Origin of the sequence: Streptomyces sp. NPDC048584, from assembly GCF_043199595.1 — a bacterium.
In the GTDB taxonomy this organism is placed as follows: Bacteria; Actinomycetota; Actinomycetes; order Streptomycetales; family Streptomycetaceae; genus Streptomyces; species Streptomyces edwardsiae.
In genome coordinates this window covers 12,184-31,797 of sequence record NZ_JBICWF010000010.1, presented here as the reverse complement: position 1 = coordinate 31,797, position 19,614 = coordinate 12,184, and the positions used below count along the sequence as shown (strand labels likewise).

18 protein-coding genes are annotated in these 19,614 nt (G+C 73.2%); 13 read left to right on the top strand and 5 right to left on the bottom strand.

All coding sequences use genetic code 11. The features are described from left to right. Window positions 1-31 precede the first annotated feature (31 nt). The 3 genes from ACGFR9_RS22250 to ACGFR9_RS22240 are packed head-to-tail and all read left to right on the top strand — an operon-like array spanning window position 32 to window position 3,013. The gene (locus tag ACGFR9_RS22250) at window positions 32-994 is read left to right on the top strand and encodes a DUF5819 family protein (RefSeq protein ID WP_393211343.1); all 963 of its coding nucleotides are present in this window, start codon (window positions 32-34) and stop codon (window positions 992-994) included. Further along, window positions 991-2,211: an HTTM domain-containing protein gene (locus ACGFR9_RS22245; protein ID WP_393211341.1), complete on the top strand. Its 1,221-nt coding sequence runs from the start codon at window positions 991-993 to the stop codon at window positions 2,209-2,211. The genes ACGFR9_RS22250 and ACGFR9_RS22245 overlap by 4 nt, the downstream gene beginning before the upstream one ends. Window positions 2,212-2,221: 10 nt before the next feature. Continuing rightward, entirely contained in the window at window positions 2,222-3,013 is a 792-nt protein-coding gene (locus ACGFR9_RS22240; RefSeq protein WP_393211338.1) for a TrmH family RNA methyltransferase, read from the top strand. Here the strand turns inward: ACGFR9_RS22240 and paaN are convergent. Continuing rightward, window positions 3,010-4,701, bottom strand: coding sequence for a phenylacetic acid degradation protein PaaN (gene paaN, locus ACGFR9_RS22235; RefSeq protein ID WP_393211335.1), 1,692 nt, complete (start codon window positions 4,699-4,701; stop codon window positions 3,010-3,012). The genes ACGFR9_RS22240 and paaN overlap by 4 nt on opposite strands. A 161-nt stretch (window positions 4,702-4,862) precedes the next feature. Here paaN and ACGFR9_RS22230 point away from each other — a divergent pair, with 161 nt between their 5' ends. Continuing rightward, a complete protein-coding gene (locus ACGFR9_RS22230; protein ID WP_393211332.1) occupies window positions 4,863-6,377 on the top strand; it encodes a 3-hydroxyacyl-CoA dehydrogenase in 1,515 nt (504 codons plus the stop codon). Then, complete coding sequence (locus ACGFR9_RS22225; protein WP_030215279.1) at window positions 6,374-6,964, top strand: TetR/AcrR family transcriptional regulator; 591 nt, start codon at window positions 6,374-6,376, stop codon at window positions 6,962-6,964. Before ACGFR9_RS22230 ends, ACGFR9_RS22225 begins: the two co-directional genes overlap by 4 nt. Before the next feature lie 4 nt (window positions 6,965-6,968). On the opposite strand, the gene ACGFR9_RS22220 is transcribed toward ACGFR9_RS22225, so the two are convergent. After that, window positions 6,969-7,454 (bottom strand): Lrp/AsnC family transcriptional regulator, encoded by a 486-nt coding sequence (locus ACGFR9_RS22220; RefSeq protein WP_030215276.1) that lies wholly within the window; start codon window positions 7,452-7,454, stop codon window positions 6,969-6,971. Window positions 7,455-7,640: 186 nt separating this feature from the next. Between ACGFR9_RS22220 and pdhA the strand changes: the two genes are divergently transcribed. The 6 genes from pdhA to ACGFR9_RS22190 all read left to right on the top strand — a co-directional run bounded on the left by pdhA (window position 7,641) and on the right by ACGFR9_RS22190 (window position 14,684). Then, window positions 7,641-8,783: a pyruvate dehydrogenase (acetyl-transferring) E1 component subunit alpha gene (gene pdhA / locus ACGFR9_RS22215; RefSeq protein WP_393211329.1), complete on the top strand. Its 1,143-nt coding sequence runs from the start codon at window positions 7,641-7,643 to the stop codon at window positions 8,781-8,783. Then, a complete protein-coding gene (locus ACGFR9_RS22210) occupies window positions 8,780-9,784 on the top strand; it encodes an alpha-ketoacid dehydrogenase subunit beta (protein ID WP_030215271.1) in 1,005 nt (334 codons plus the stop codon). Before pdhA ends, ACGFR9_RS22210 begins: the two co-directional genes overlap by 4 nt. Next, complete coding sequence (locus tag ACGFR9_RS22205) at window positions 9,784-11,136, top strand: dihydrolipoamide acetyltransferase family protein (RefSeq protein WP_393211326.1); 1,353 nt, start codon at window positions 9,784-9,786, stop codon at window positions 11,134-11,136. Before ACGFR9_RS22210 ends, ACGFR9_RS22205 begins: the two co-directional genes overlap by 1 nt. Before the next feature lie 145 nt (window positions 11,137-11,281). Beyond that, window positions 11,282-12,244, top strand: a complete 963-nt coding sequence (locus ACGFR9_RS22200) for an NTP transferase domain-containing protein (RefSeq protein ID WP_393211323.1) — start codon at window positions 11,282-11,284, stop codon at window positions 12,242-12,244. Then, a complete protein-coding gene (locus ACGFR9_RS22195; RefSeq protein WP_393211320.1) occupies window positions 12,241-13,593 on the top strand; it encodes a molybdopterin molybdotransferase MoeA in 1,353 nt (450 codons plus the stop codon). The genes ACGFR9_RS22200 and ACGFR9_RS22195 overlap by 4 nt, the downstream gene beginning before the upstream one ends. Further along, a complete protein-coding gene (locus tag ACGFR9_RS22190; protein ID WP_393211317.1) occupies window positions 13,590-14,684 on the top strand; it encodes a potassium channel family protein in 1,095 nt (364 codons plus the stop codon). Before ACGFR9_RS22195 ends, ACGFR9_RS22190 begins: the two co-directional genes overlap by 4 nt. Window positions 14,685-14,807: 123 nt before the next feature. Here the strand turns inward: ACGFR9_RS22190 and ACGFR9_RS22185 are convergent, their stop codons facing one another. Further along, a complete protein-coding gene (locus ACGFR9_RS22185) occupies window positions 14,808-15,656 on the bottom strand; it encodes an ABC transporter permease (RefSeq protein WP_393211314.1) in 849 nt (282 codons plus the stop codon). Next, entirely contained in the window at window positions 15,653-16,663 is a 1,011-nt protein-coding gene (locus ACGFR9_RS22180; RefSeq protein WP_393211311.1) for an ATP-binding cassette domain-containing protein, read from the bottom strand. Before ACGFR9_RS22180 ends, ACGFR9_RS22185 begins: the two co-directional genes overlap by 4 nt. A 583-nt stretch (window positions 16,664-17,246) precedes the next feature. Between ACGFR9_RS22180 and ACGFR9_RS22175 the strand changes: the two genes are divergently transcribed. Further along, window positions 17,247-18,230 carry an NAD(P)H-quinone oxidoreductase gene (locus ACGFR9_RS22175; protein ID WP_393211308.1) on the top strand — a complete coding sequence of 328 codons (984 nt, stop codon included), beginning with the start codon at window positions 17,247-17,249 and terminating at the stop codon, window positions 18,228-18,230. A gap of 15 nt (window positions 18,231-18,245) precedes the next feature. Here the strand turns inward: ACGFR9_RS22175 and ACGFR9_RS22170 are convergent, their stop codons facing one another. Continuing rightward, window positions 18,246-18,878: a hypothetical protein gene (locus ACGFR9_RS22170; protein ID WP_393211305.1), complete on the bottom strand. Its 633-nt coding sequence runs from the start codon at window positions 18,876-18,878 to the stop codon at window positions 18,246-18,248. Between the two features lie 178 nt (window positions 18,879-19,056). On the opposite strand from ACGFR9_RS22170, the gene ACGFR9_RS22165 reads away from it, so the two are divergent. Further along, window positions 19,057-19,596, top strand: a complete 540-nt coding sequence (locus tag ACGFR9_RS22165; RefSeq protein WP_393211302.1) for a bacterial proteasome activator family protein — start codon at window positions 19,057-19,059, stop codon at window positions 19,594-19,596. Window positions 19,597-19,614 lie beyond the last annotated feature (18 nt).

The following is a 19,614-nucleotide window of genomic DNA, read 5'->3' as shown; positions in this document are numbered from 1 at the left end:
TGACGGACCGGGATCGGTGGATCGGGGCGGGATGAACGCGTACGACAAGGGCTCGGACGCCCGGCACGGCCCTGCCGGGCAGGACGTGCCGGCCCCCCGCCCCGCCCTGCCCGGCCCCGCCCTGCCCGGCCCCGCCTCACCGGCGGACGCCCCGGCGCTGCCCGCCTGTGAGCCCGGCCCCGCGTCATCGACGGACCTCCCGGCGCCCCGTACCCCTTCGCCCGGCCCTCTGCCATCGGCCGACGCCTCGGCACCCGACGCCCCTCCGCCCGCCCCCGGGCGCCCCGCCGGGCCGCCCCCCGAGCTGCCCTCCGCCGCCTCACCCGCCGCCCCGCCCGCCGAGTCCCGTACCGGTGTGGCCGCCCTCTCCCTGCGCTACCAGATCGGCGCCGCGGTGGCGCTCGCGGTCGTCGCGGTCGGGGTCTGCGTGCACCTCGGCATGGCGTTCCTGCACGTCGCGCCCCCGAACACGGTCAGCAAGGAGCACAGCGGGACGGTCGAGGACTGGATCTACCCGGAGTTCGAGCAGAACTGGAAACTGTTCGCGCCGAACCCGCTGCAGCAGAACATCGCCGTCCAGGTGCGCGCAGAGGTCCTGACGGCCGGCGGGGAGGTCCGGACCACCGGCTGGTACGACCTGTCCGCGCAGGACGGCCGGGCCATCGACGGCAACCTGTTGCCCAGCCACACCCAGCAGAACGCGTTGCGCCGCGCGTGGGACCTCTTCGTCGCCACGCACGACGAGGACAACCGGCCGGTGGGCCTGCGCGGGGCGCTGTCCGAGACCTATCTGCGCCGGATCACGGTGCTGCGCCTGGACCGCGCGGACGCGGCCGGCCCGGACGGCTCCGTCGCGCGCGTCCAGATACGCTCACGCACCGCCAACGTGCCCCCGCCCGACTGGAGCACGGAGAAGATCTCCACCACGCCCGTGTACCGCACGCTGCCCTGGTGGTCCGTACCCGAGGACGAGGCGCTCGGAGGCATCGGGTGAACCGCTTCTCGCTGGCGCTGTCCCGGGTGATCGCCCGTGTCACCGACGCGGCGCTCGGCCCCCACCAGAGCGCCGTGATCCGCATCGGCTTCAGCCTGACCTGGCTGCTGTTCCTGCTGCGCGAGTACCCCCACCGCCAGGAGCTCTACGGCCCCGACGGCCCCTGGAGCTGGGATCTCGCCGACCAGCTGGTCGCCACGAACAACGCCTTCACCCCGCTGCTCTGGTCGGACGGCCAGGTCTGGTTCGAGGCCGTGTACGCGCTGGCCGTGCTGGCGAGCCTCCTGCTGCTGCTCGGCTGGCGCACCCGCACCATGTCGGTGCTGTTCATGGTGGGGGTGCTGGCGCTGCAGAACCGCAGCGTCTTCATGGGCGACGGCGGTGACAACGTCCTGCACCTGATGTCGATCTACCTGGTGTTCACCCGCTGCGGCCAGGTCTGGTCCCTGGACGCACGCCGCGCGGCGCGGGCACGCGCGCGGGGCGAGCGGCCGCGTGACCGGGTCGGACCGTTGCTATGGGGTGTCCTCGGCCTCGTGCTCGCCGTGGCGACGCTGGCGGGCCGGATGGACGGCGACCGGTTCATACCGGCCCTGCTGTGGGCCGTATGGCTCGGACAGGCGCTGTGGTGGCTGGTCGGGCGCCGCGCGAGGACCGGACAGCCGAGGATTCTGCTGGACGTCGTCGCGAACATCGTGCACAACGGCGCACTGCTCGTGATCATGGCCGAGGCGTGTCTGATCTACGCCACGGCCGGCTGGTACAAGGTTCAGGGTTCCCGCTGGCAGGACGGCACCGCCGTCCACTACCCGCTGCACCTGGAGTACTTCTCCCCCTGGCCGGCCCTCGGGGACCTGCTGACGGCCAGCGGCACCATGGTGATGCTGGTGACCTACGGCACGGTCGTCATGCAGGTCGCCTTCCCGTTCACGCTGTTCAACCGGCGGGTCAAGAACGTCCTGCTGGGCTTCATGATCATGGAGCACGCGGTCATCGCCGTCGTGCTCGGACTGCCCTTCTTCTCCCTGGCGATGATCGCGGCCGACGCGGTCTTCCTGCCGACGTCGTTCCTGCGCCGCCTGGGCAACCTGGCGCCGCGCGCGCGTGGGTGGCTGCGCCCGCGCGGGGCGCCGGTCCCGCGGCCTCGCTCCCCGGCCGGAGCGGACCCGGTGGAGGCGGCCCTCGCACCGGACGGAGCGCCCGGCCCGCGCACGTAGGCTGCACGCCATGGACGACCCCGCCCGCAGCACCGGACCCGAGACCGCCGCCGACCCCGTGTCCGCCTGGCGCCGGCTGGTCGGCGGCGCCGTCCTGCTCGACGGCTTCCACGCCCTCAAGCACGCCGTGCGCTTCGGGGCCGATGTGAGCATGGCGCTCACCGCCGACCGGGCCGCCACACTCGCCCTTGCCGACGAGCTGGCCGGGGACGTACGGGACACGCTGGCGGCACTGCTGACCGAGGTGCCCCACGAGACGTACACGGCGCTCGTGCCGCGCCCGCACCCCACCGCCGTGGCCGCGCTGGCCGTACGCCCCTCCCGCGCGGGCAACCTGGAGCGGCTGGCGCACTCCCCGCGCACCGCCCCCGTGGTGGTCCTCGACAATCCGCGCAACCTCGGCAACGCGGGGGCGGTGATCCGGCTGGCCGCCGGTTTCGGCGCCACCGGGGTCGTCACCACCGGCACCCTCGACCCCTGGCACCCCACCGTCGTACGCGGCGGGGCGGGGCTGCACTTCGCCACCGCCGTGGAACGGCTGACCGCCGGGGAGTTGCCGCCCGGACCGGTCTTCGCGCTCGACCCGGAGGGCGAGGACATCCGCTCGCTGAAGCTGCCGGACGACGCGCTGCTCGCCTTCGGCTCCGAGCGCAGCGGACTGTCGGCGGAGCTCCGCGCGCGGGCCGACCGGCTGGTGGCGCTGCCGATGCGCCCCCAGGTCTCCAGCTACAACCTCGCGACCAGTGTCGCCATGACGCTGTACCACTGGAGCGCCACCGGGGGCGCACCCCGCGCGGTCTAGATCTCCCGGCGCACCTCGATCACGCGGAAGCGGCCCGCCACGAACGCGCCGTCGCACAGGGCCGCGTTGGCCGCCGGGTTGCCGCCGGAGCCGTGGAAGTCGGAGAAGGCGGCCGTCTGGTTGACGTACACCCCGCCGGTGAGGTTCAGGGAGAGCTGGGCGGCCTCCTCCAGGCAGACCTCCCGCACCGTCTCCTCGACCTCCGGGGACGTCGTGTACGCGCCGACCGTCATGGCGCCCTTCTCGCGGATCGTGCGCCGCAGCAGCTCCGCCGCGTCACCGGCCGAGTCGACCGCGACGGCGAAGGAGACCGGGCCGAAGCACTCGCTCATGTAGGCGGCCTCGGCGTCCGGCTTGGCGCCGTCCAGCTTCACGATCACCGGCGTGCGCACCACGGCGCCGGGGAACTCCGGGTTGGTGATCTCGCGGGAGGCGAGGGCGACCTCGCCGAGCCCCGCGGCCGCCTCCAGGCGGGCCTTCACGTCCGGGTTGACGATCGCGCCCAGCAGCGCGTTGGCACGCGCGTCGTCTCCGAGCAGGCCGTCGACCGCCTTCGCCAGGTCGGCGGCGACCTCGTCGAAGGACTTGGGACCCTGGTCGGTGGTGATGCCGTCGCGAGGGATCAGCAGGTTCTGCGGCGTGGTGCACATCTGGCCGCTGTACAGCGACAGGGAGAACGCCAGGTTGGCGAGCATCCCCTTGTAGTCGTCGGTCGACTCCACGATCACCGTGTTGACGCCGGCCTTCTCCGTGTACACCTGCGCCTGACGGGCGTTGGCCTCCAGCCAGTCGCCGAACTCCGTGGAGCCGGTGTAGTCGATGATCCGGATCTCCGGCCGGGTGGCCAGTGCCTTGGCGATGCCCTCACCGGGCCGCTCGGCGGCCAGCGCCACCAGATTCGGGTCGAACCCCGCCTCGGCGAGCACCTGGCGGGCCACCCGCACGGTCAGCGCGAGCGGCAGCACCGCGCGGGGGTGCGGCTTGACCAGCACCGCGTTGCCCGTGGCGAGGGAGGCGAACAGGCCCGGATAGCCGTTCCACGTCGGGAAGGTGTTGCAGCCGATGACCAGGGCGACGCCGCGCGGGACCGGGACGAACTCCTTGGTGAGCGCCAGCGGATCGCGCTTGCCCTGCGGCTTGGTCCACTCCGCGGTGCCGGGCGTGCGGACCTGCTCCGCGTAGGCGTAGACCACCGCCTCCATGCCGCGGTCCTGCGCGTGCGGTCCGCCCGCCTGGAACGCCATCATGAACGCCTGGCCCGAGGTGTGCATGACCGCCTGGGCGAACTCCATCGTCCGGTCGCCGATCCGCTTGAGGATCTCCAGACAGACCACCGCGCGGGTCTCCGCGCCCGCGTCCCGCCAGGCCCGCATCCCGGCCTTCATGGCGGGCAGCAGTTCGTCGAGGTCCGCGTGCGGGTAGGTCACGCCCGGCTCGATGCCGTACGGGGAGGTCTCGCCGTCCACCCAGCCGTCCGTACCGGGCTGGCCGAGGTCGAGGCGGGTGCCGTGCAGGGCGTCGAAGGCGGCCTTGCCCGCCGCCATGTCCAGGCTGCCGTTCTCCCCGTAGGCCTTGGGGTGCTCGGGGTGCGGGGACCAGTACGCGCGTGTGCGGATCGCTTCCAGCGCCTGGTCCAGGGTGGGGCGGTGGCGGGCGATCAGCTCGTGCGCCGTGAGTTCGGCGGCCATGCGGGACCAACTCCTCGTCTCAGGAACTCTTCGTCGAGTTCATGGACCGGTGCGGAAACGTAGTCAGGAACGGGCGGTCAGGGTTAGAGTAACCGAACGATCGGTCGGGACAAGGGGGTCCGCCGCATCTGTGGAAAACCCCGTGCGGGAGGATCGCGCACATGACAGCACTCGACCTCAGCAGTCCCGTGGCCGTGGTCGGCACCGGCACCATGGGCCAGGGAATCGCCCAGGTCGCGCTGATCGCGGGCCATCCCGTGCGGCTGTACGACGCCGTTCCCGGGCGGGCCCGTCAGGCGGCCGACGCGATCGGCGCCCGGCTCGACCGGCTGGTGGAGAAGGAGCGCCTGACCGCCGACCGGCGGGACGCGGCACGGGCCCGGCTGCGGCCCGTCGACGAGCTCACCGGACTCGCCGACTGCGCCCTGGTCGTCGAGGCCGTCGTGGAACGGCTGGACGTCAAACAGGAGCTGTTTCGCGCGCTGGAGGACGTCGTTCCCGACGACTGCCTGCTCGCCACCAACACCTCCTCGCTCTCCGTCACCGCGATCGGCGGCGCCCTGCGCGTGCCCGGCCGCTTCGTCGGCCTGCACTTCTTCAACCCGGCGCCGCTGCTGCCGCTCGTCGAGGTCGTCTCCGGCTTCACCACCGACGTCACCCACGCCACACGCGCGTACGAGACGGCCCGCGCGTGGGGCAAGACGCCCGTCGCCTGCGCGGACACCCCGGGCTTCATCGTCAACCGCGTCGCCCGGCCCTTCTACGCCGAGGCCTTCGCGGTCTACGAGTCCCAGGGCGCCGACCCGGCCACCGTCGACGCGGTCCTGCGCGAGTCCGGCGGCTTCCGCATGGGCGCCTTCGAGCTGACCGACCTCATCGGGCAGGACGTCAACGAGTCGGTCACCCGCTCGGTGTGGGAGTCGTTCTTCCACGACGTGCGCTTCACCCCCTCGCTCGCGCAGCGCCGCCTGGTCGAGTCCGGCCGCCTCGGCCGCAAGACCGGCCATGGCTGGTACGACCACGGCGACGGAGCCGAGCGCCCCGAACCGCACACCGCCGAGCCCGCCGCACCGCCCGCGTACGTCGTCGCGGAGGGCGACCTGGAGCCCGCCTCGGAACTGCTCGCCCTGATCCGCGAGGCCGGCATCGAGGTGCGTGAGGAGGCCGAGGACAACGGCACCCGGCTGGTGCTGCCCGGCGGCGGCCAACTGGTGCTCGCCGACGGCCAGACCTCCGTGGAGTTCCGCGACGTCGTCTACTTCGACCTCGCGCTCGACTACCGCGCGGCCACGCGGATCGCCCTGTCGCACGCCCCGAACACCTCCCCGGTGACCGTCGCCGAGGCCACCGGCCTGTTCCAGGCCCTCGGCAAGAAGGTCAGCGTCATCGGGGACGTCCCCGGAATGATCGTCGCGCGGACGGTGGCCCGGATCATCGACCTGGCGCACGACGCCGTCGCCAAGGGCGTGGCCACCGAGGAGGACATCGACACCGCGATGCGCCTGGGTGTGAACTATCCGCTGGGCCCGCTGGAGTGGAGCCGGCGCCTCGGCGGCGGCTGGGCCTGCTCCGTGCTGGACAACCTGCACCAGTGCGAGCCGTCCGGCCGCTACGCGCCCTCCCTCGCCCTGTACCGCCACGCCTACGCCTCGGACAAGCGGGAGGGAACCTCGTGACCACCGCCAAGCGCGACACGTACACCCCGGAGACGCTGCTGTCCGTCGCCGTCCAGGTGTTCAACGACCGCGGCTACGACGGCACCTCCATGGAGCACCTCTCCAAGGCGGCCGGTATCTCCAAGTCGTCGATCTACCACCACGTGGCCGGCAAGGAGGAACTGCTGCGCCGCGCGGTGAGCCGGGCCCTGGACGGCCTCTTCGGCATCCTCGACGAGGAGCACGCGCGCGTGGGGCGCGCCGCCGAGCGCCTGGAGTACGTCGTACGGCGCATGGTCGAGGTGCTGATCGCCGAGCTGCCGTACGTGACGCTGCTGCTGCGCGTGCGCGGCAACACCGACACCGAACGGTGGGCGCTGGAGCGGCGGCGCGACTTCGACCACCGGGTTGCCGCCCTGCTGAAGGCGGCGGCGGCCGACGGGGACGTGCGCGAGGACATAGAGGTGCGCCTGGTGACCCGGCTGGTCTTCGGGATGATCAACTCGATCGTGGAGTGGTACCGGCCGGACGGGCGCGGTATGAACGAGCGCGAGGTCGCCGACGCGGTCACCCAGGTGGCCTTCGGAGGCCTCCGCAAGGCGTCCTGAGCCCTCACCCCTGCGGTTCCAGGTCCTCCTCCTCGAACACCAGCAGGGTGCGTGTGCTCTGCACCTCGGGGATCGCCTGCAGCCGGGTCAGCACCAGCTCGCGCAGCGCCCGGTTGTCGGGCGTGTGCACCAGCAGCAGGACGTCGAAGTCCCCGCCCACCAGCGCGATGTGCGAGGCGCCGGGGAGCTGTCTGAGCTGCTCGCGGACGGTGCGCCAGGTGTTCTGGACGATTTTCAGGGTGATGTACGCGGATGTCCCGTGACCGGCCCGCTCATGGTCGACGCGGGCCCCGAAGCCGCGGATCACGCCGTCCTCGACGAGCCGGTTGATGCGCGCGTACGCGTTCGCGCGGGAGACGTGCACCCGCTCGGCGACCGACCGCACGGACGCGCGGCCGTCCGCCTGGAGCATCCGCAGGATGTCCTGGTCGATGGCGTCCAGGGGCCGCGCGGGAGAGAGCGGGCCGCCCCCCTCCTGGCCCTCGGCCATTTGTTCAGCTGCCACCCGCCCCCACCTCTCCGCCGTGGACGTCCTGCATCCATCTCAGGCTGTGGAGAACCGTTTGTCCACAGCCTGGCGCCACCCGTAGCCAAAATGTGCCGGCGACCGAACAATCGGTTGGTGAGGCGCGTCACAGACGCCGCGCCTGACGTCTTCCCACGAGGAGGTGCCGTCATGACGGTCATGGAGCAGCGGGGGGCCTACCGGCCGACCCCGCCGCCCGCCTGGCAGCCCCGTACCGACCCCGCGCCGCTGCTGCCCGACGCGGAGCCGTACCGCGTGCTCGGCACCGAAGCGGCCGCGAAGGCCGACCCGGAGCTGCTGCGCAGGCTGTACACGGAGCTGGTGAAGGGCCGCCGCTACAACGCGCAGGCCACCGCCCTCACCAAGCAGGGCCGTCTCGCCGTCTACCCCTCCAGCACCGGCCAGGAGGCCTGCGAGGTCGCCGCCGCGCTCGTCCTGGCCGAGCGGGACTGGCTCTTCCCGAGCTACCGCGACACCCTCGCCGTCGTCGCACGCGGAGTGGATCCCGTCGAGGCCCTCACCCTGCTGCGCGGCGACTGGCACACCGGTTACAACCCCCACGAGCACCGCGTGGCCCCGCTGAGCACCCCGCTCGCCACCCAGCTGCCCCACGCGGTGGGGCTCGCGCACGCCGCCCGTCTCAAGGGCGACGACGTGGTCGCGCTCGCCATGGTCGGCGACGGCGGCACCAGCGAGGGCGACTTCCACGAGGCCCTGAACTTCGCCGCCGTCTGGCAGGCGCCGGTGGTCTTCCTCGTCCAGAACAACGGCTTCGCGATCTCCGTACCGCTCGCCAAGCAGACCGCGGCCCCGTCGCTGGCCCACAAGGCCGTCGGCTACGGGATGCCCGGCCGCCTGGTCGACGGCAACGACGCCGCCGCCGTGCACGAGGTCCTCGCCGACGCCGTACGCCGTGCCCGCGCGGGCGGCGGTCCGACGCTGGTCGAGGCGATCACGTACCGCGTGGAGGCGCACACCAACGCCGACGACGCCACCCGCTACCGCGTCGACGCCGAGGTGGAGACCTGGAAGCGGCACGACCCGATCGCCCTGCTGGAGCGGGAGCTGACCGCACGCGGTGTGCTCGACGAGGCCGCCGTGGAGAGCGCCCGCCAGGACGCCGAGACCCTGGCCGCCTCGCTGCGCGCCCGGATGAACCAGGACCCGGCGCTCGACCCGATGGACCTCTTCGCGCACGTGTACGCCGAGCCCACCCCCCAGCTCCTCGAGCAGCGCGAGCAGCTGCGGGCCGAGCTGGCGGCCGGGGCCGCACCGGAAGGGGCGCAGCGATGACCACCGTCGCCGTCAAGCCGGCCACCATGGCGCAGGCCCTCACGCGCGCGATGCGCGACGCCATGGCCGCCGACCCGTCCGTGCACGTCATGGGCGAGGACGTCGGCACCCTCGGTGGTGTCTTCCGGATCACCGACGGACTCGCCGAGGAGTTCGGCGCGGACCGCTGCACGGACACGCCGCTCGCCGAGGCGGGCATCCTCGGCACGGCCGTCGGCATGGCCATGTACGGGCTGCGGCCGGTCGTGGAGATGCAGTTCGACGCGTTCGCCTACCCGGCGTTCGAGCAGCTCGTCTCGCACGTCGCGAAGATGCGCAACCGCACGCGCGGGAAGCTGCCCCTGCCGCTCACGATCCGCATCCCGTACGGCGGCGGCATCGGCGGGGTCGAGCACCACAGCGACGCCTCCGAGGCGTACTACATGGCGACTCCGGGGCTCCATGTGGTCACGCCCGCCACCGTCGCCGACGCGTACGGGCTGCTGCGCGCCGCGATCGCCTCCGACGACCCGGTCGTCCTCCTGGAGCCCAAGCGGCTGTACTGGTCGAAGGACTCCTGGAACCCGGAGGAGCCGTCGGCCGTTGAACCGATCGGCCGTGCGGTGGTGCGGCGCTCGGGCCGGAGCGCCACGCTCATCACGTACGGGCCGTCCCTGCCCGTCTGCATGGAGGCGGCGGAGGCGGCCCGGGCCGAGGGCTGGGACCTCGAAGTCGTCGATCTGCGCTCCCTGGTGCCGTTCGACGACGAGACGGTGAGCGCCTCGGTACGGCGGACGGGGCGCGCGGTCGTCGTCCACGAGTCGGGTGGCTTCGGCGGGCCCGGCGGGGAGATCGCGGCCCGGGTCACGGAGCGCTGCTTCCACCATCTGGAGGCGCCGGTGCTGCGTGTGGCCGGGTTCGACCTGCCGTATCCGCCGCCGATGCTGGAGCGCCACCACCTGCCCGGAGTGGACCGGATCCTGGACGCCGTGGGGCGTCTGCAGTGGGAGGCCGAGAGCTGATGGCACAGGTGCTGGAGTTCAAGCTGCCCGACCTCGGTGAGGGGCTCACCGAGGCGGAGATCGTGCGCTGGCTGGTCGAGGTCGGTGACGTCGTCGCCGTGGACCAGCCGGTCGTCGAGGTCGAGACGGCCAAGGCGATGGTGGACGTGCCCTGCCCCTACGGCGGAGTCGTCACGGCCCGCTTCGGCGCGGAGGGCACGGAACTGCCCGTCGGCGCCCCGCTGCTGACGGTGGCGGTGGGCGAGGGGACCGAGGAAGCGAGCCCCGCGGAGGCGGAACCCGAGCGGGCCACGGCCCCCGCCGAGGGCTCCGGCAACGTCCTGGTCGGCTACGGCACCTCGGAGGCGCCGGCCCGGCGCCGCCGGGTGCGTCCGGCGGAGACGGCCCCGGCCGCCCCGGCCGCCCTGGTCGCCCCGGCCGCGAACGGGCGGGACCGCACCCCGGCCGCGGCGGACGGACCCGTCCCCGTGATCTCCCCGCTGGTGCGCAGGCTGGCCCGGCAGAACGGCCTGGATCTTCGGGAGATGACCGGCTCCGGACCGGAGGGGCTGATCCTCCGCGCGGACGTGGAGTACGCCCTGCGCGCCGCCGCACACGCGCGCCCGGAGCAGGCGGCCGGCGAACCGCGCACCCGCACCCCGGCACCGACGGCGGACACCCCCGGCGTCACCCGTGTCCCCCTCAAGGGGATCCGCGGCACCGTCGCCGACAAGCTCTCCCGCAGCCGTACCGAGATTCCCGATGCCACCTGCTGGGTGGACGCCGACGCGACCGGGCTGATGCGCGCGCGGGCCGTCATGAACGCGGCCGGCGGGCCGAAGATCTCCGTCATCGCCCTGCTGGCCCGGATCTGCGCCGCCGCACTCGCCCGCTTCCCCGAGCTCAACTCCTCGGTGGACACCGGGGCCAGGGAGATCGTCCGGTACGAGGCCGTCCACCTGGGCTTCGCCGCGCAGACCGACCGGGGGCTGGTCGTCCCCGTCGTCCGGGACGCGCACACGCGGGACGCCGAGTCGCTCTCGGCCGAGTTCGCCCGGCTGACGGAGGCGGCCCGCACCGGCGCGCTGACGCCGGCGGATCTCACGGGCGGCACCTTCACGTTGAACAACTACGGCGTGTTCGGCGTCGACGGCTCCACACCGATCATCAACCACCCCGAGGCCGCCATGCTCGGCGTCGGCCGTATCGTCCCCAAGCCGTGGGTGCACGAGGGCGAGCTGGCGGTGCGGCAGGTCGTGCAGCTCTCGCTCACCTTCGACCATCGGGTCTGCGACGGCGGCACGGCGGGGGGTTTCCTGCGGTATGTGGCGGACTGCGTGGAACAGCCGGCGGTGCTGCTGCGGACCCTGTGAGCCGGTGACGGTGCTGTCACGGCCGCGGTGAATCGGCGGGTGCCGCCGCGGACTACGGGAGTCCGGACCGTGTCACCGGTGCTCCGCGAGCGTCTGTTCGTGCCCCCGCGTTCCCTGTGATCGCGGGGGCACGCATACTCGGAGGGTGACCGAGTATCAGCCACCCGGCGATTCCTCCGGTGAGCCGTCCGGCGGCGCCTGCGGGGACCCCGGTCCCGCGTACGACGCCGTCGTGCTCGCGGGCGGCGCCGCCCGGCGGCTCGGGGGCGCGGACAAGCCCGGAGTGCGCGTCGGCGGACGGGCGCTGCTCGACCGGGTGCTCACCGCTTGCGCCGGCGCCCGCACCACGGTGGTCGTGGCCGGCCCCCGGCCCACCGCCCGGCCCGTGATCTGGGCGCGCGAGGAACCCCCGGGCGGCGGCCCGCTGGCCGCGCTCGCCGCCGGACTGCGGCACACCACGGCCGACCGTGTCGTCCTGCTCTCCGCCGACCTGCCCTTCCTCGACCACCGCACGGTCCGGGGACTGCTGGCACCCCTCGGCCACGGCGCCACCGCCGACGGTGTGCTGCTGACCGACGCCGACGGCCGGGACCAGCCCCTCGTCGCCGCGTACCGGACCGCCTCCCTGCGCCGCGAACTGGCCGTGCTCACCGGCCGCCACGGCGATCTGGCGGGGCTCCCCCTGCGCCGGCTGACCGGCTCGCTCGACCTCACCCGAATCCCCGACCCGGTGGCGTCCTTCGACTGCGACACCTGGGACGACATCGCCACCGCGAGGGCACGCATCAGGGAGCATGGACACGTGTTGGATGAATGGATCTCCGCAGTCAAGGACGAGCTGGGCATCGACCTGGACGTCGACACCGGCGTACTGCTCGACCTCGCCCGTGACGCCGCCCACGGCGTGGCCAGGCCCGCCGCACCGCTGACCACCTTCCTCGTCGGCTACGCGGCCGCGCACGCGGGCGGCGGCCCGGAGGCGGTCGCCGAGGCGGCCCGCAAGGCCACCGCGCTCGCCCTGCGCTGGGCCGACGAGGACACCCCGGACGCCCCGGACCCCGTGCCCCCCGCCGGCACCGCTCCCGAGCCCCGCCCGGACGCGGGATGACCGCGCGCGCCGCCCGGGCCGGACAGAACGGCGACGACCTCGACGTCGAGGAGGCGCTCGCCCTCGTGAAGGAACACCCCGGCGGCCCCACCGGCGCCCCCCGCCGCCCGCGCCACGAAGCCACCGACTGGGCCGAGGCCCGCGCCGTCGCCGAACGCGCTCCGCGTCATGGCACGGCACGGCGCACCGGCTGTCTGCCCCCCGTCGCCGTCCCCCTCGGCTCCGCCCTGGGCCTCACCCTCGCCGCCCCTCTCACCGCCCTCACCGACCTGCCCTCCTTCGACACCTCGGCGATGGACGGCTGGGCGGTCTCCGGCCCCGGCCCCTGGTCCGTACGGGACGAGGGCGTCCTCGCCGGGCACACCGCGCACGAGCCCCTCACCGACGGCGGCGCCGTCCGCATCGCCACCGGCGCCCGCATCCCCCAGGACACCACCGCCGTACTGCGCAGCGAACACGGCCGCACCGACGACAAGGGCCGGCTGCACGTCACCGCCGCCACCCGGCCGCCGCACACCGTCACCCACGGCCAGGACATCCGCCCGCGCGGCCAGGAGTGCCGCAGCGGCGACCAGCTGCTGCCCAGCGGCACCCTGATCACCCCGCCCGTGCTGGGCATGGCGGCAGCCGCCGGCTACGACACCCTCACCGCCGTCCCCCGCCCGCGCGCCGAGGTGCTCGTCCTCGGCGACGAACTGCTCGCCGAGGGGCTCCCGCACGACGGGCTGATCCGGGACGCGCTCGGCCCGCTGCTGCCGCCCTGGCTGCGCGCACTCGGCGCCGAGGTGACCGCCGTACGCCGGGTCGGCGACACCGAGCAGGCGCTGTACGAGGCGATCACCGCGTCCGAGGCCGATGTCGTCGTCACCACCGGCGGCACCGCCGCGGGCCCCGTCGACCATGTCCACCCCGCCCTGCGCCGCATGGGCGCGGAACTCCTCGTGGACGGCGTCAAGGTGCGCCCGGGCCATCCCATGCTGCTGGCCCGCACCAAGGAGGACCAGCACCTCGTCGGGCTGCCCGGCAACCCCCTCGCCGCCGTCTCCGGCCTGCTCACCCTCGCCGAGCCGCTGCTGCGCACCCTCGCGGCCCGCCCCGCCCCCGAGCCGTACACGCTGCCGCTGCGCGACGCGGTGCAGGGGCACCCGTACGACACCCGGCTGATCCCCGTAGCCCTGCGCGGCGACCGGGCGCTGCCGCTGCTCTACAACGGCCCGGCCATGCTGCGCGGTATCGCGGCGGCCGACGCGCTCGCCGTCGTACCTCCGGGCGGATCACGGCCCGGCCAGGAGGCGGAACTGCTCGACCTGCCCTGGGCATCCGGGGGAATCGGGGTGTGTTTCACGTGAAACTTCCGGGCCAGGACGCCATCGCCCGCCAGGCTGACGAACATCTGGTGACCCATCGGGTGAGACTCCCGAGGCAGCTGGTGGAGCACCCGATCCGCCAGGTCGCCAAGCGGCTGTCGCTGGCGCTGGTGGTGCTGGTGGTCACGGCGTTCGTCGTGTACGCCGACCGCGGCGGCTACAACGACAACGCCGACGGATCCATCGACTTCCTCGACGCGTTCTACTACGCGACCGTCACCCTCTCCACCACCGGATACGGCGACATCACGCCGGTCAGTGACGCTGCACGGCTCACCAATATCTTCGTCATCACGCCGTTGCGCGTGCTGTTCCTCATCATCCTGGTCGGCACCACCCTCGAGGCACTCACCGAACGCACCCGGGAGGAGTGGCGACTGAACCGCTGGAGGTCCACCTTGCGGGATCACACCGTCGTCGTCGGGTTCGGCACCAAGGGCAGGTCCGCGATCAGGACCGTCTGCGCGACCGGGCTCAGGAAGGAGCAGGTCGTCGTCGTGGACCCCAGTGCGAAGGCGGTCGAGGCGGCCACGGCGGACGGCTACGCGGGCGTCATAGGGGATGCCACGCGCAGTGAGGTGCTGATGCGTGCCGAGGTGCAGCGGGCCCGGCAGATCATCATCGCCACCCAGCGCGACGACACGGCTGTCCTCGTGACGCTGACGGCGCGGCAGATCAACCGGGGCGCGAAGATCGTGGCCGCGGTGCGCGAGGAGGAGAACGCCCCGCTGCTGAAGCAGTCGGGCGCCGACGCGGTCATCACCAGTGCCAGCGCGGCCGGGCGGCTGCTGGGCCTCTCCGTGCTCAGCCCCGCGGCCGGCATGGTGATGGAGGACCTCATCCAGCAGGGCTCCGGGCTCGACATGGTCGAGCGGCCGGTCATAAAGGCCGAGGTGGGAAAGACCCCCCGCGAGCTCGGCGACCTGGTGGTGAGCGTGGTCCGCGGGCACCGGGTGCTCGGTTACGACGACCGGGACGTCGGGACGCTGGAGCTGACGGACCGGCTGATCACCATCGTGCGGGCGTCGCCGGGCACGCAGGTCGCCCCCGACTTCCGCCCGCTCCGCAGCTGAGGCCGGCGGCTCTCGGCCGTACGGCGGCGGCATCCGCCCGCGGCTGCCGTACGGCCGTCCCCACGCGGTTGTCCAGCCGCGCCTGCCCCCGGCCGCGTGTCCGCCCAGGCCCCGCGGCCGCCCCTACTTCCGGTTGTACAGCCGCATCGTGACCGGTCCGAAGACCAGCACGAACGCGGCGGACCAGCCCAGCGTCCAGGCGATCTCGTCGGCCGGCCAGTCGCCCGCCATCAGTTCGCGCACCGCGGACGCCAGGTGGGTGACGGGGCTGTTGTTGACGAACGCCTGCAGCCAGCCCGGCATGGTCTTCGGGTCGACGAAGACGTTGGACAGGAAGGTGAGCGGGAAGATCACCATCATGCTGACGCTCATGACCGACTTCTCGGTGCGCAGCATCAGCCCGAACATCGTCCAGATCCACGAGAACGCGAACGAGAACACCAGCAGCAGCGCGATCCCCGCGACCACACCCCCGATGCCGCCGTCCGGCCGGTAGCCGAGGAGCAGGCCCACGGAGAGCATGACGACGGACGCGATGGTGTAACGCAGGGCGTCGCCGAGCAGATAGCCGATCATCGCCGACGGCCGCCAGATCGGCAGCGAGCGGAAGCGGTCGAAGACGCCCTTCTCGATGTCGACGTTGACCGAGATCCCGGTGTACATGGTGATCATCACGACCGACATCACGAGGATGCCGGGCAGTACGAACTGGATGTAGTCACGGGGCGACCCCGCCAGCGCACCGCCGAAGAGGTACGTGAACATCAAGAGGTTCATGATCGGGAAGGCGGTGACGTCGAACATCTGCTCGGGGACGTGTTTGATCTTGAGGATCGCGCGCCATCCGAAAGTCAGCGAGGTCGACAGGGAGCCGGGCCGGGGCGGCCGCTCCTTCGCGACGAGCAGTGCGGCCAGCGACTCGGTGCTGACCGGGGCGAGTTCCTTGCTCTCGGTGCTCGTGGCCGTGCTCATGCCGCCACCTCGTCCTTCGTCTCGGGGCCTGCGCCCTGACCGGTGTCGTGTCCGGTCAGCGCCAGGAAGACCTCGTCGAGGCTGGGCTGACCCAGGGAGAAGCTGTCGACGGTGATGCCGGCCCGGGCCAGTTCACCGAGGGCCCGCGCGGCCTGGTCGGCCGCGGTCTCGCTCGCCGCCACGCCGAGGCGTGCGGTCAGCGCCACCGGGTCGGGTTCCCGCTGCACCTCGGCGGTGAGCAGGTCCCGCAGGATGCGTACGGCCTCGTCCCGCCGCTCCGGATCCCGCAGCCGCAGATGGACGGAGCCGGCGCCGACGGACGCCTTCAGCTCGCCCTTGGTGCCCTCGGCGATCACCCTGCCGCGGTCGATGACGGCGATCCGGGACGCCAGCTGGTCGGCCTCGTCCAGATACTGGGTGGTCAGCAGCACCGTCGTGCCCTGGGCGACGACCGCGCGCACGATGTCCCACACCTGGTTGCGGCTGCGCGGGTCCAGCCCGGTCGTCGGCTCGTCGAGGAAGAGCAGGTCGGGGGTGCTGAGGATGGACGCGGCGATGTCGATACGGCGCCGCATGCCCCCCGAGTAGTGCTTGACCTGCTTCCCGGCCGCATCCGTGAGGCCGAACGCCTCCAGGAGCTGGGCGGCGCGGGTGCGGGCGGCGGGTTTGCGGTGGCCGAGGAGCCGGCCCAGCAGGACCAGGTTCTCGGTGCCGGTGAGGTCCTCGTCGACGGACGCGTACTGGCCGGTGAGGCTCACCAGGCCGCGTACCTCGTCCGCCTCGCGCACGATGTCGTGGCCGAAGACATGGGCCTCGCCGCCGTCGGGCCGCAGCAGGGTGGCGAGCATCTTCACGGTGGTGGTCTTGCCGGCGCCGTTCGGTCCGAGGACCCCGTACACCGTGCCTGCCGGTACGGCGAGATCGACACCGTCGACGGCTCGTGTCTCACCGAAGGTCTTGACCAGGCCCGCGGTCTCGATCGCCAGGCCGGACGTCTGCGTGCTCATGCTTCGGTTCCTTCCGCGTGCTTGGGCTACGCATGGACAGACCTTTACCGTCCCGCAAACTCATCGGTCCCGCACACGGCTTTCCCCGGAACCGGCCGCACGACCGAGAACGCCCCGTCCCCGGACCTACGCCGAACGCCCGACGGCCCGCCGCCGTGCTCCCCGGAGGGGCTCGCGACGGGGGCGACCGCGGGACCGGCCGGGTGGGCCGGCGGCGGATGCTTCGCGGGCGGAAGCCGGACTCGTCGGGTGGGCCGGCGGTGGACGCGTCACGGGCCGAAGACGGACTTCCCAAGCCGGTTCACGGCGTGCTCGTGATCGGGCCGGCCGCCGGGCTTTCGGGGTGGGCGGCCGGGCTTCCGCGGCCGGTCGGCGGGATCGTGTCTGAGGCGGCCCACGGGCTCATCATGGGCGCGCGGTCCCGACGGTCGCCCGTCCCGACGGTCGCCGGGCCCGACCGTCAGGCGGGGCCCGACGGTCGCCGGACTCCCGCCGGACGCGCGGGCGCCGTGGCCGGCAGGTGCCGGACGTACCCCGGGCCGATGAACGCGGCCCACCGCCTCCCCAGGAGTACCGTCCCCTCATGCATGCGATCACGATTCCCGAACCCGGTGGACCCGAGGCCCTGGTGTGGGACGAGGTCCCCGACCCCGTGGCCGGTCCCGGTGAGGTCCTGGTCGAGGTGGTGGCCGGTGCCGTCAACCGGGCCGACATCCTCCAGCGGCAGGGCTTCTACAACCCCCCGCCCGGCGCCTCCCCCTACCCCGGTCTCGAATGCTCCGGACGGATCGCCGCGCTCGGCGACGGGGTGAGCGGCTGGGCCGTCGGCGACGAGGTCTGCGCGCTGCTGTCCGGCGGCGGCTACGCGGAGAAGGTGGCCGTACCGGCCGGGCAGCTGCTGCCCGTCCCCGAAGGACTCACCGTCGACCAGGCCGCGGCGCTCCCGGAGGTCGTCTGCACGGTCTGGTCCAACGTCTTCATGGTCGCCCACCTCCGCCCCGGTGAGACCCTCCTGGTGCACGGCGGCTCCAGCGGCATCGGCACGATGGCGATCCAGCTCGCCAAGGCCGTCGGCGCGCGCGTCGCCGTCACCGCCGGGACCAAGGAGAAGCTGGAGCGCTGCGCCGAACTAGGCGCCGACATCCTGGTCAACTACCGCGAGCAGGACTTCGTCGCCGAGCTGGAGCGGGCCACCGGCGGCACCGGCGCGGACGTGATCCTCGACAACATGGGCGCCAAGTACCTGGACCGCAATGTGCGGGCCCTCGCCGTCAACGGGCGGCTCGCGATCATCGGGATGCAGGGCGGGGTGAAGGGGGAGCTGAACATCGGCGCCCTGCTCGCCAAGCGCGCGGCGATCAGCGCGACCTCGCTGCGGGCCCGGCCGCTGGAGGAGAAGGCGGCGATCGTGGCGGCCGTACGCGAGCACGTGTGGCCGCTCGTCACCGGCGGACACGTGCGTCCCGTCGTCGACCGGGAGATCCCGATGCCGGACGCGGCCGCCGCCCACCGGGTCGTGGAGGAGAGCGGCCACATCGGCAAGGTCCTGCTGGTCACGCCGAACTGAGTCCCGCGCGGGGGCTCAGGAAGCGCCGCGCCCCTGCCGCATCCGCAGGGCCACGAAGGCGAGGCCGAAGCCGAGCCCGATGAGCATCAGCCCGCTGCCCAGCGGCAGGATGCGCAGGACGGGCTCGGTGGCCGCGACGGTGTCGTGCCCGGGTGCCCGCGAGGTCGCGGAGGGCACCGGTACCGCGGCCTGGGACGTGGGCGCCGCCGGGACGGTGCCGCCCGCGTCCGGTGCCTCGGACACGGCCTGTTCGTCGTACCCGGGACCGGGCATGTCCTCGGTGTCCGGCCGGTCGCTCGCACCGCCGTCGGCCCGCCCCGGCTTCCGCGGTACGGCACCGGGGCCCCCGTCGTCCGTACCGTCCCGATCGCCGCGCTCCCGCTCCGGCGCGTCCTTGTGCCGCCCGGGCCGGTCCCGCTCCTCACCCGGCCGGTCGGCCCGTGACGGCTCCCTGGAGGGCGACGGCCCGCGCGACGGGGACGACGACGAAGAGGACGGGGGCGTCGAGGAGGCCGACGGGGCCCGGGTCGACGGAGCCCCGTACGCCGCCCCCGGGCCGAAGGGCACCGCGGCGGAGCCGTACGGCAGCACCGCGGCCCCCGCCACCAGAGCGACCGTCGCTCCCACTACACGCAGCCATGGAGTCACGACCGTGACCTCCCGCGCCGGCCGGTACCTGTGCGCACCGTCGGCAAGATGGGCCGGATGGACGCCTGACAGCCTCGCATCCCCGTACACGTCCGGCATTCCGGATACGGCCGTCAGAGGGATCCCGCTTCCGGGGGCACCGCCAGAGCGGCACAGGGCCGTGCGCGACAATGGGCGTATGGAGATGCCGAGGAACGAACGGTCGCCCGATAATCCGCAGATCCTGGTCGTCGGTCAGGACGGCATGGCGCTCGGCGGAGGTCCGGGGGACGAGGACTCCCGCGAGATCCCGGTGACGGAGCAGGTGGAGCAGCCGGCGAAGGTCATGCGGATCGGCAGCATGATCAAGCAACTGCTGGAGGAGGTGCGCGCGGCTCCCCTGGACGAGGCCAGCCGGGTCCGTCTCAAGGAGATCCACGCCAGTTCGGTGAAGGAACTGGAGGACGGTCTGGCCCCGGAGCTGGTCGAGGAGCTGGAGCGGCTCTCGCTGCCGTTCACGGACGAGGGCACCCCGAGCGACGCCGAGCTGCGGATCGCCCAGGCCCAGCTGGTGGGCTGGCTGGAGGGCCTCTTCCACGGCATCCAGACCACCCTCTTCGCCCAGCAGATGGCCGCCCGTGCCCAGCTGGAGCAGATGCGCCGCGCCCTTCCGCCGGGTGTCGGCGACGGCCAGGAGGACCCGACCATGGGCGGGCGCGCGGGCGGCCCGTACCTGTAGACCCCGACCGGTGAACCC

What these genes read in the sequence shown, in the direction of transcription:
- ACGFR9_RS22250 (WP_393211343.1), top strand. Translation starts at nt 32, where the DNA reads ATGAACGCGTACGACAAGGGCTCGGACGCCCGGCACGGCCCTGCCGGG.
- ACGFR9_RS22240 (WP_393211338.1), top strand. Translation starts at nt 2,222, where the DNA reads ATGGACGACCCCGCCCGCAGCACCGGACCCGAGACCGCCGCCGACCCC.
- paaN (WP_393211335.1), bottom strand. Translation starts at nt 4,701, where the DNA reads ATGGCCGCCGAACTCACGGCGCACGAGCTGATCGCCCGCCACCGCCCC.
- ACGFR9_RS22230 (WP_393211332.1), top strand. Translation starts at nt 4,863, where the DNA reads ATGACAGCACTCGACCTCAGCAGTCCCGTGGCCGTGGTCGGCACCGGC.
- ACGFR9_RS22220 (WP_030215276.1), bottom strand. Translation starts at nt 7,454, where the DNA reads ATGGCCGAGGGCCAGGAGGGGGGCGGCCCGCTCTCTCCCGCGCGGCCC.
- pdhA (WP_393211329.1), top strand. Translation starts at nt 7,641, where the DNA reads ATGACGGTCATGGAGCAGCGGGGGGCCTACCGGCCGACCCCGCCGCCC.
- ACGFR9_RS22210 (WP_030215271.1), top strand. Translation starts at nt 8,780, where the DNA reads ATGACCACCGTCGCCGTCAAGCCGGCCACCATGGCGCAGGCCCTCACG.
- ACGFR9_RS22205 (WP_393211326.1), top strand. Translation starts at nt 9,784, where the DNA reads ATGGCACAGGTGCTGGAGTTCAAGCTGCCCGACCTCGGTGAGGGGCTC.
- ACGFR9_RS22195 (WP_393211320.1), top strand. Translation starts at nt 12,241, where the DNA reads ATGACCGCGCGCGCCGCCCGGGCCGGACAGAACGGCGACGACCTCGAC.
- ACGFR9_RS22185 (WP_393211314.1), bottom strand. Translation starts at nt 15,656, where the DNA reads ATGAGCACGGCCACGAGCACCGAGAGCAAGGAACTCGCCCCGGTCAGC.
- ACGFR9_RS22180 (WP_393211311.1), bottom strand. Translation starts at nt 16,663, where the DNA reads ATGAGCACGCAGACGTCCGGCCTGGCGATCGAGACCGCGGGCCTGGTC.
- ACGFR9_RS22175 (WP_393211308.1), top strand. Translation starts at nt 17,247, where the DNA reads ATGCATGCGATCACGATTCCCGAACCCGGTGGACCCGAGGCCCTGGTG.
- ACGFR9_RS22165 (WP_393211302.1), top strand. Translation starts at nt 19,057, where the DNA reads ATGGAGATGCCGAGGAACGAACGGTCGCCCGATAATCCGCAGATCCTG.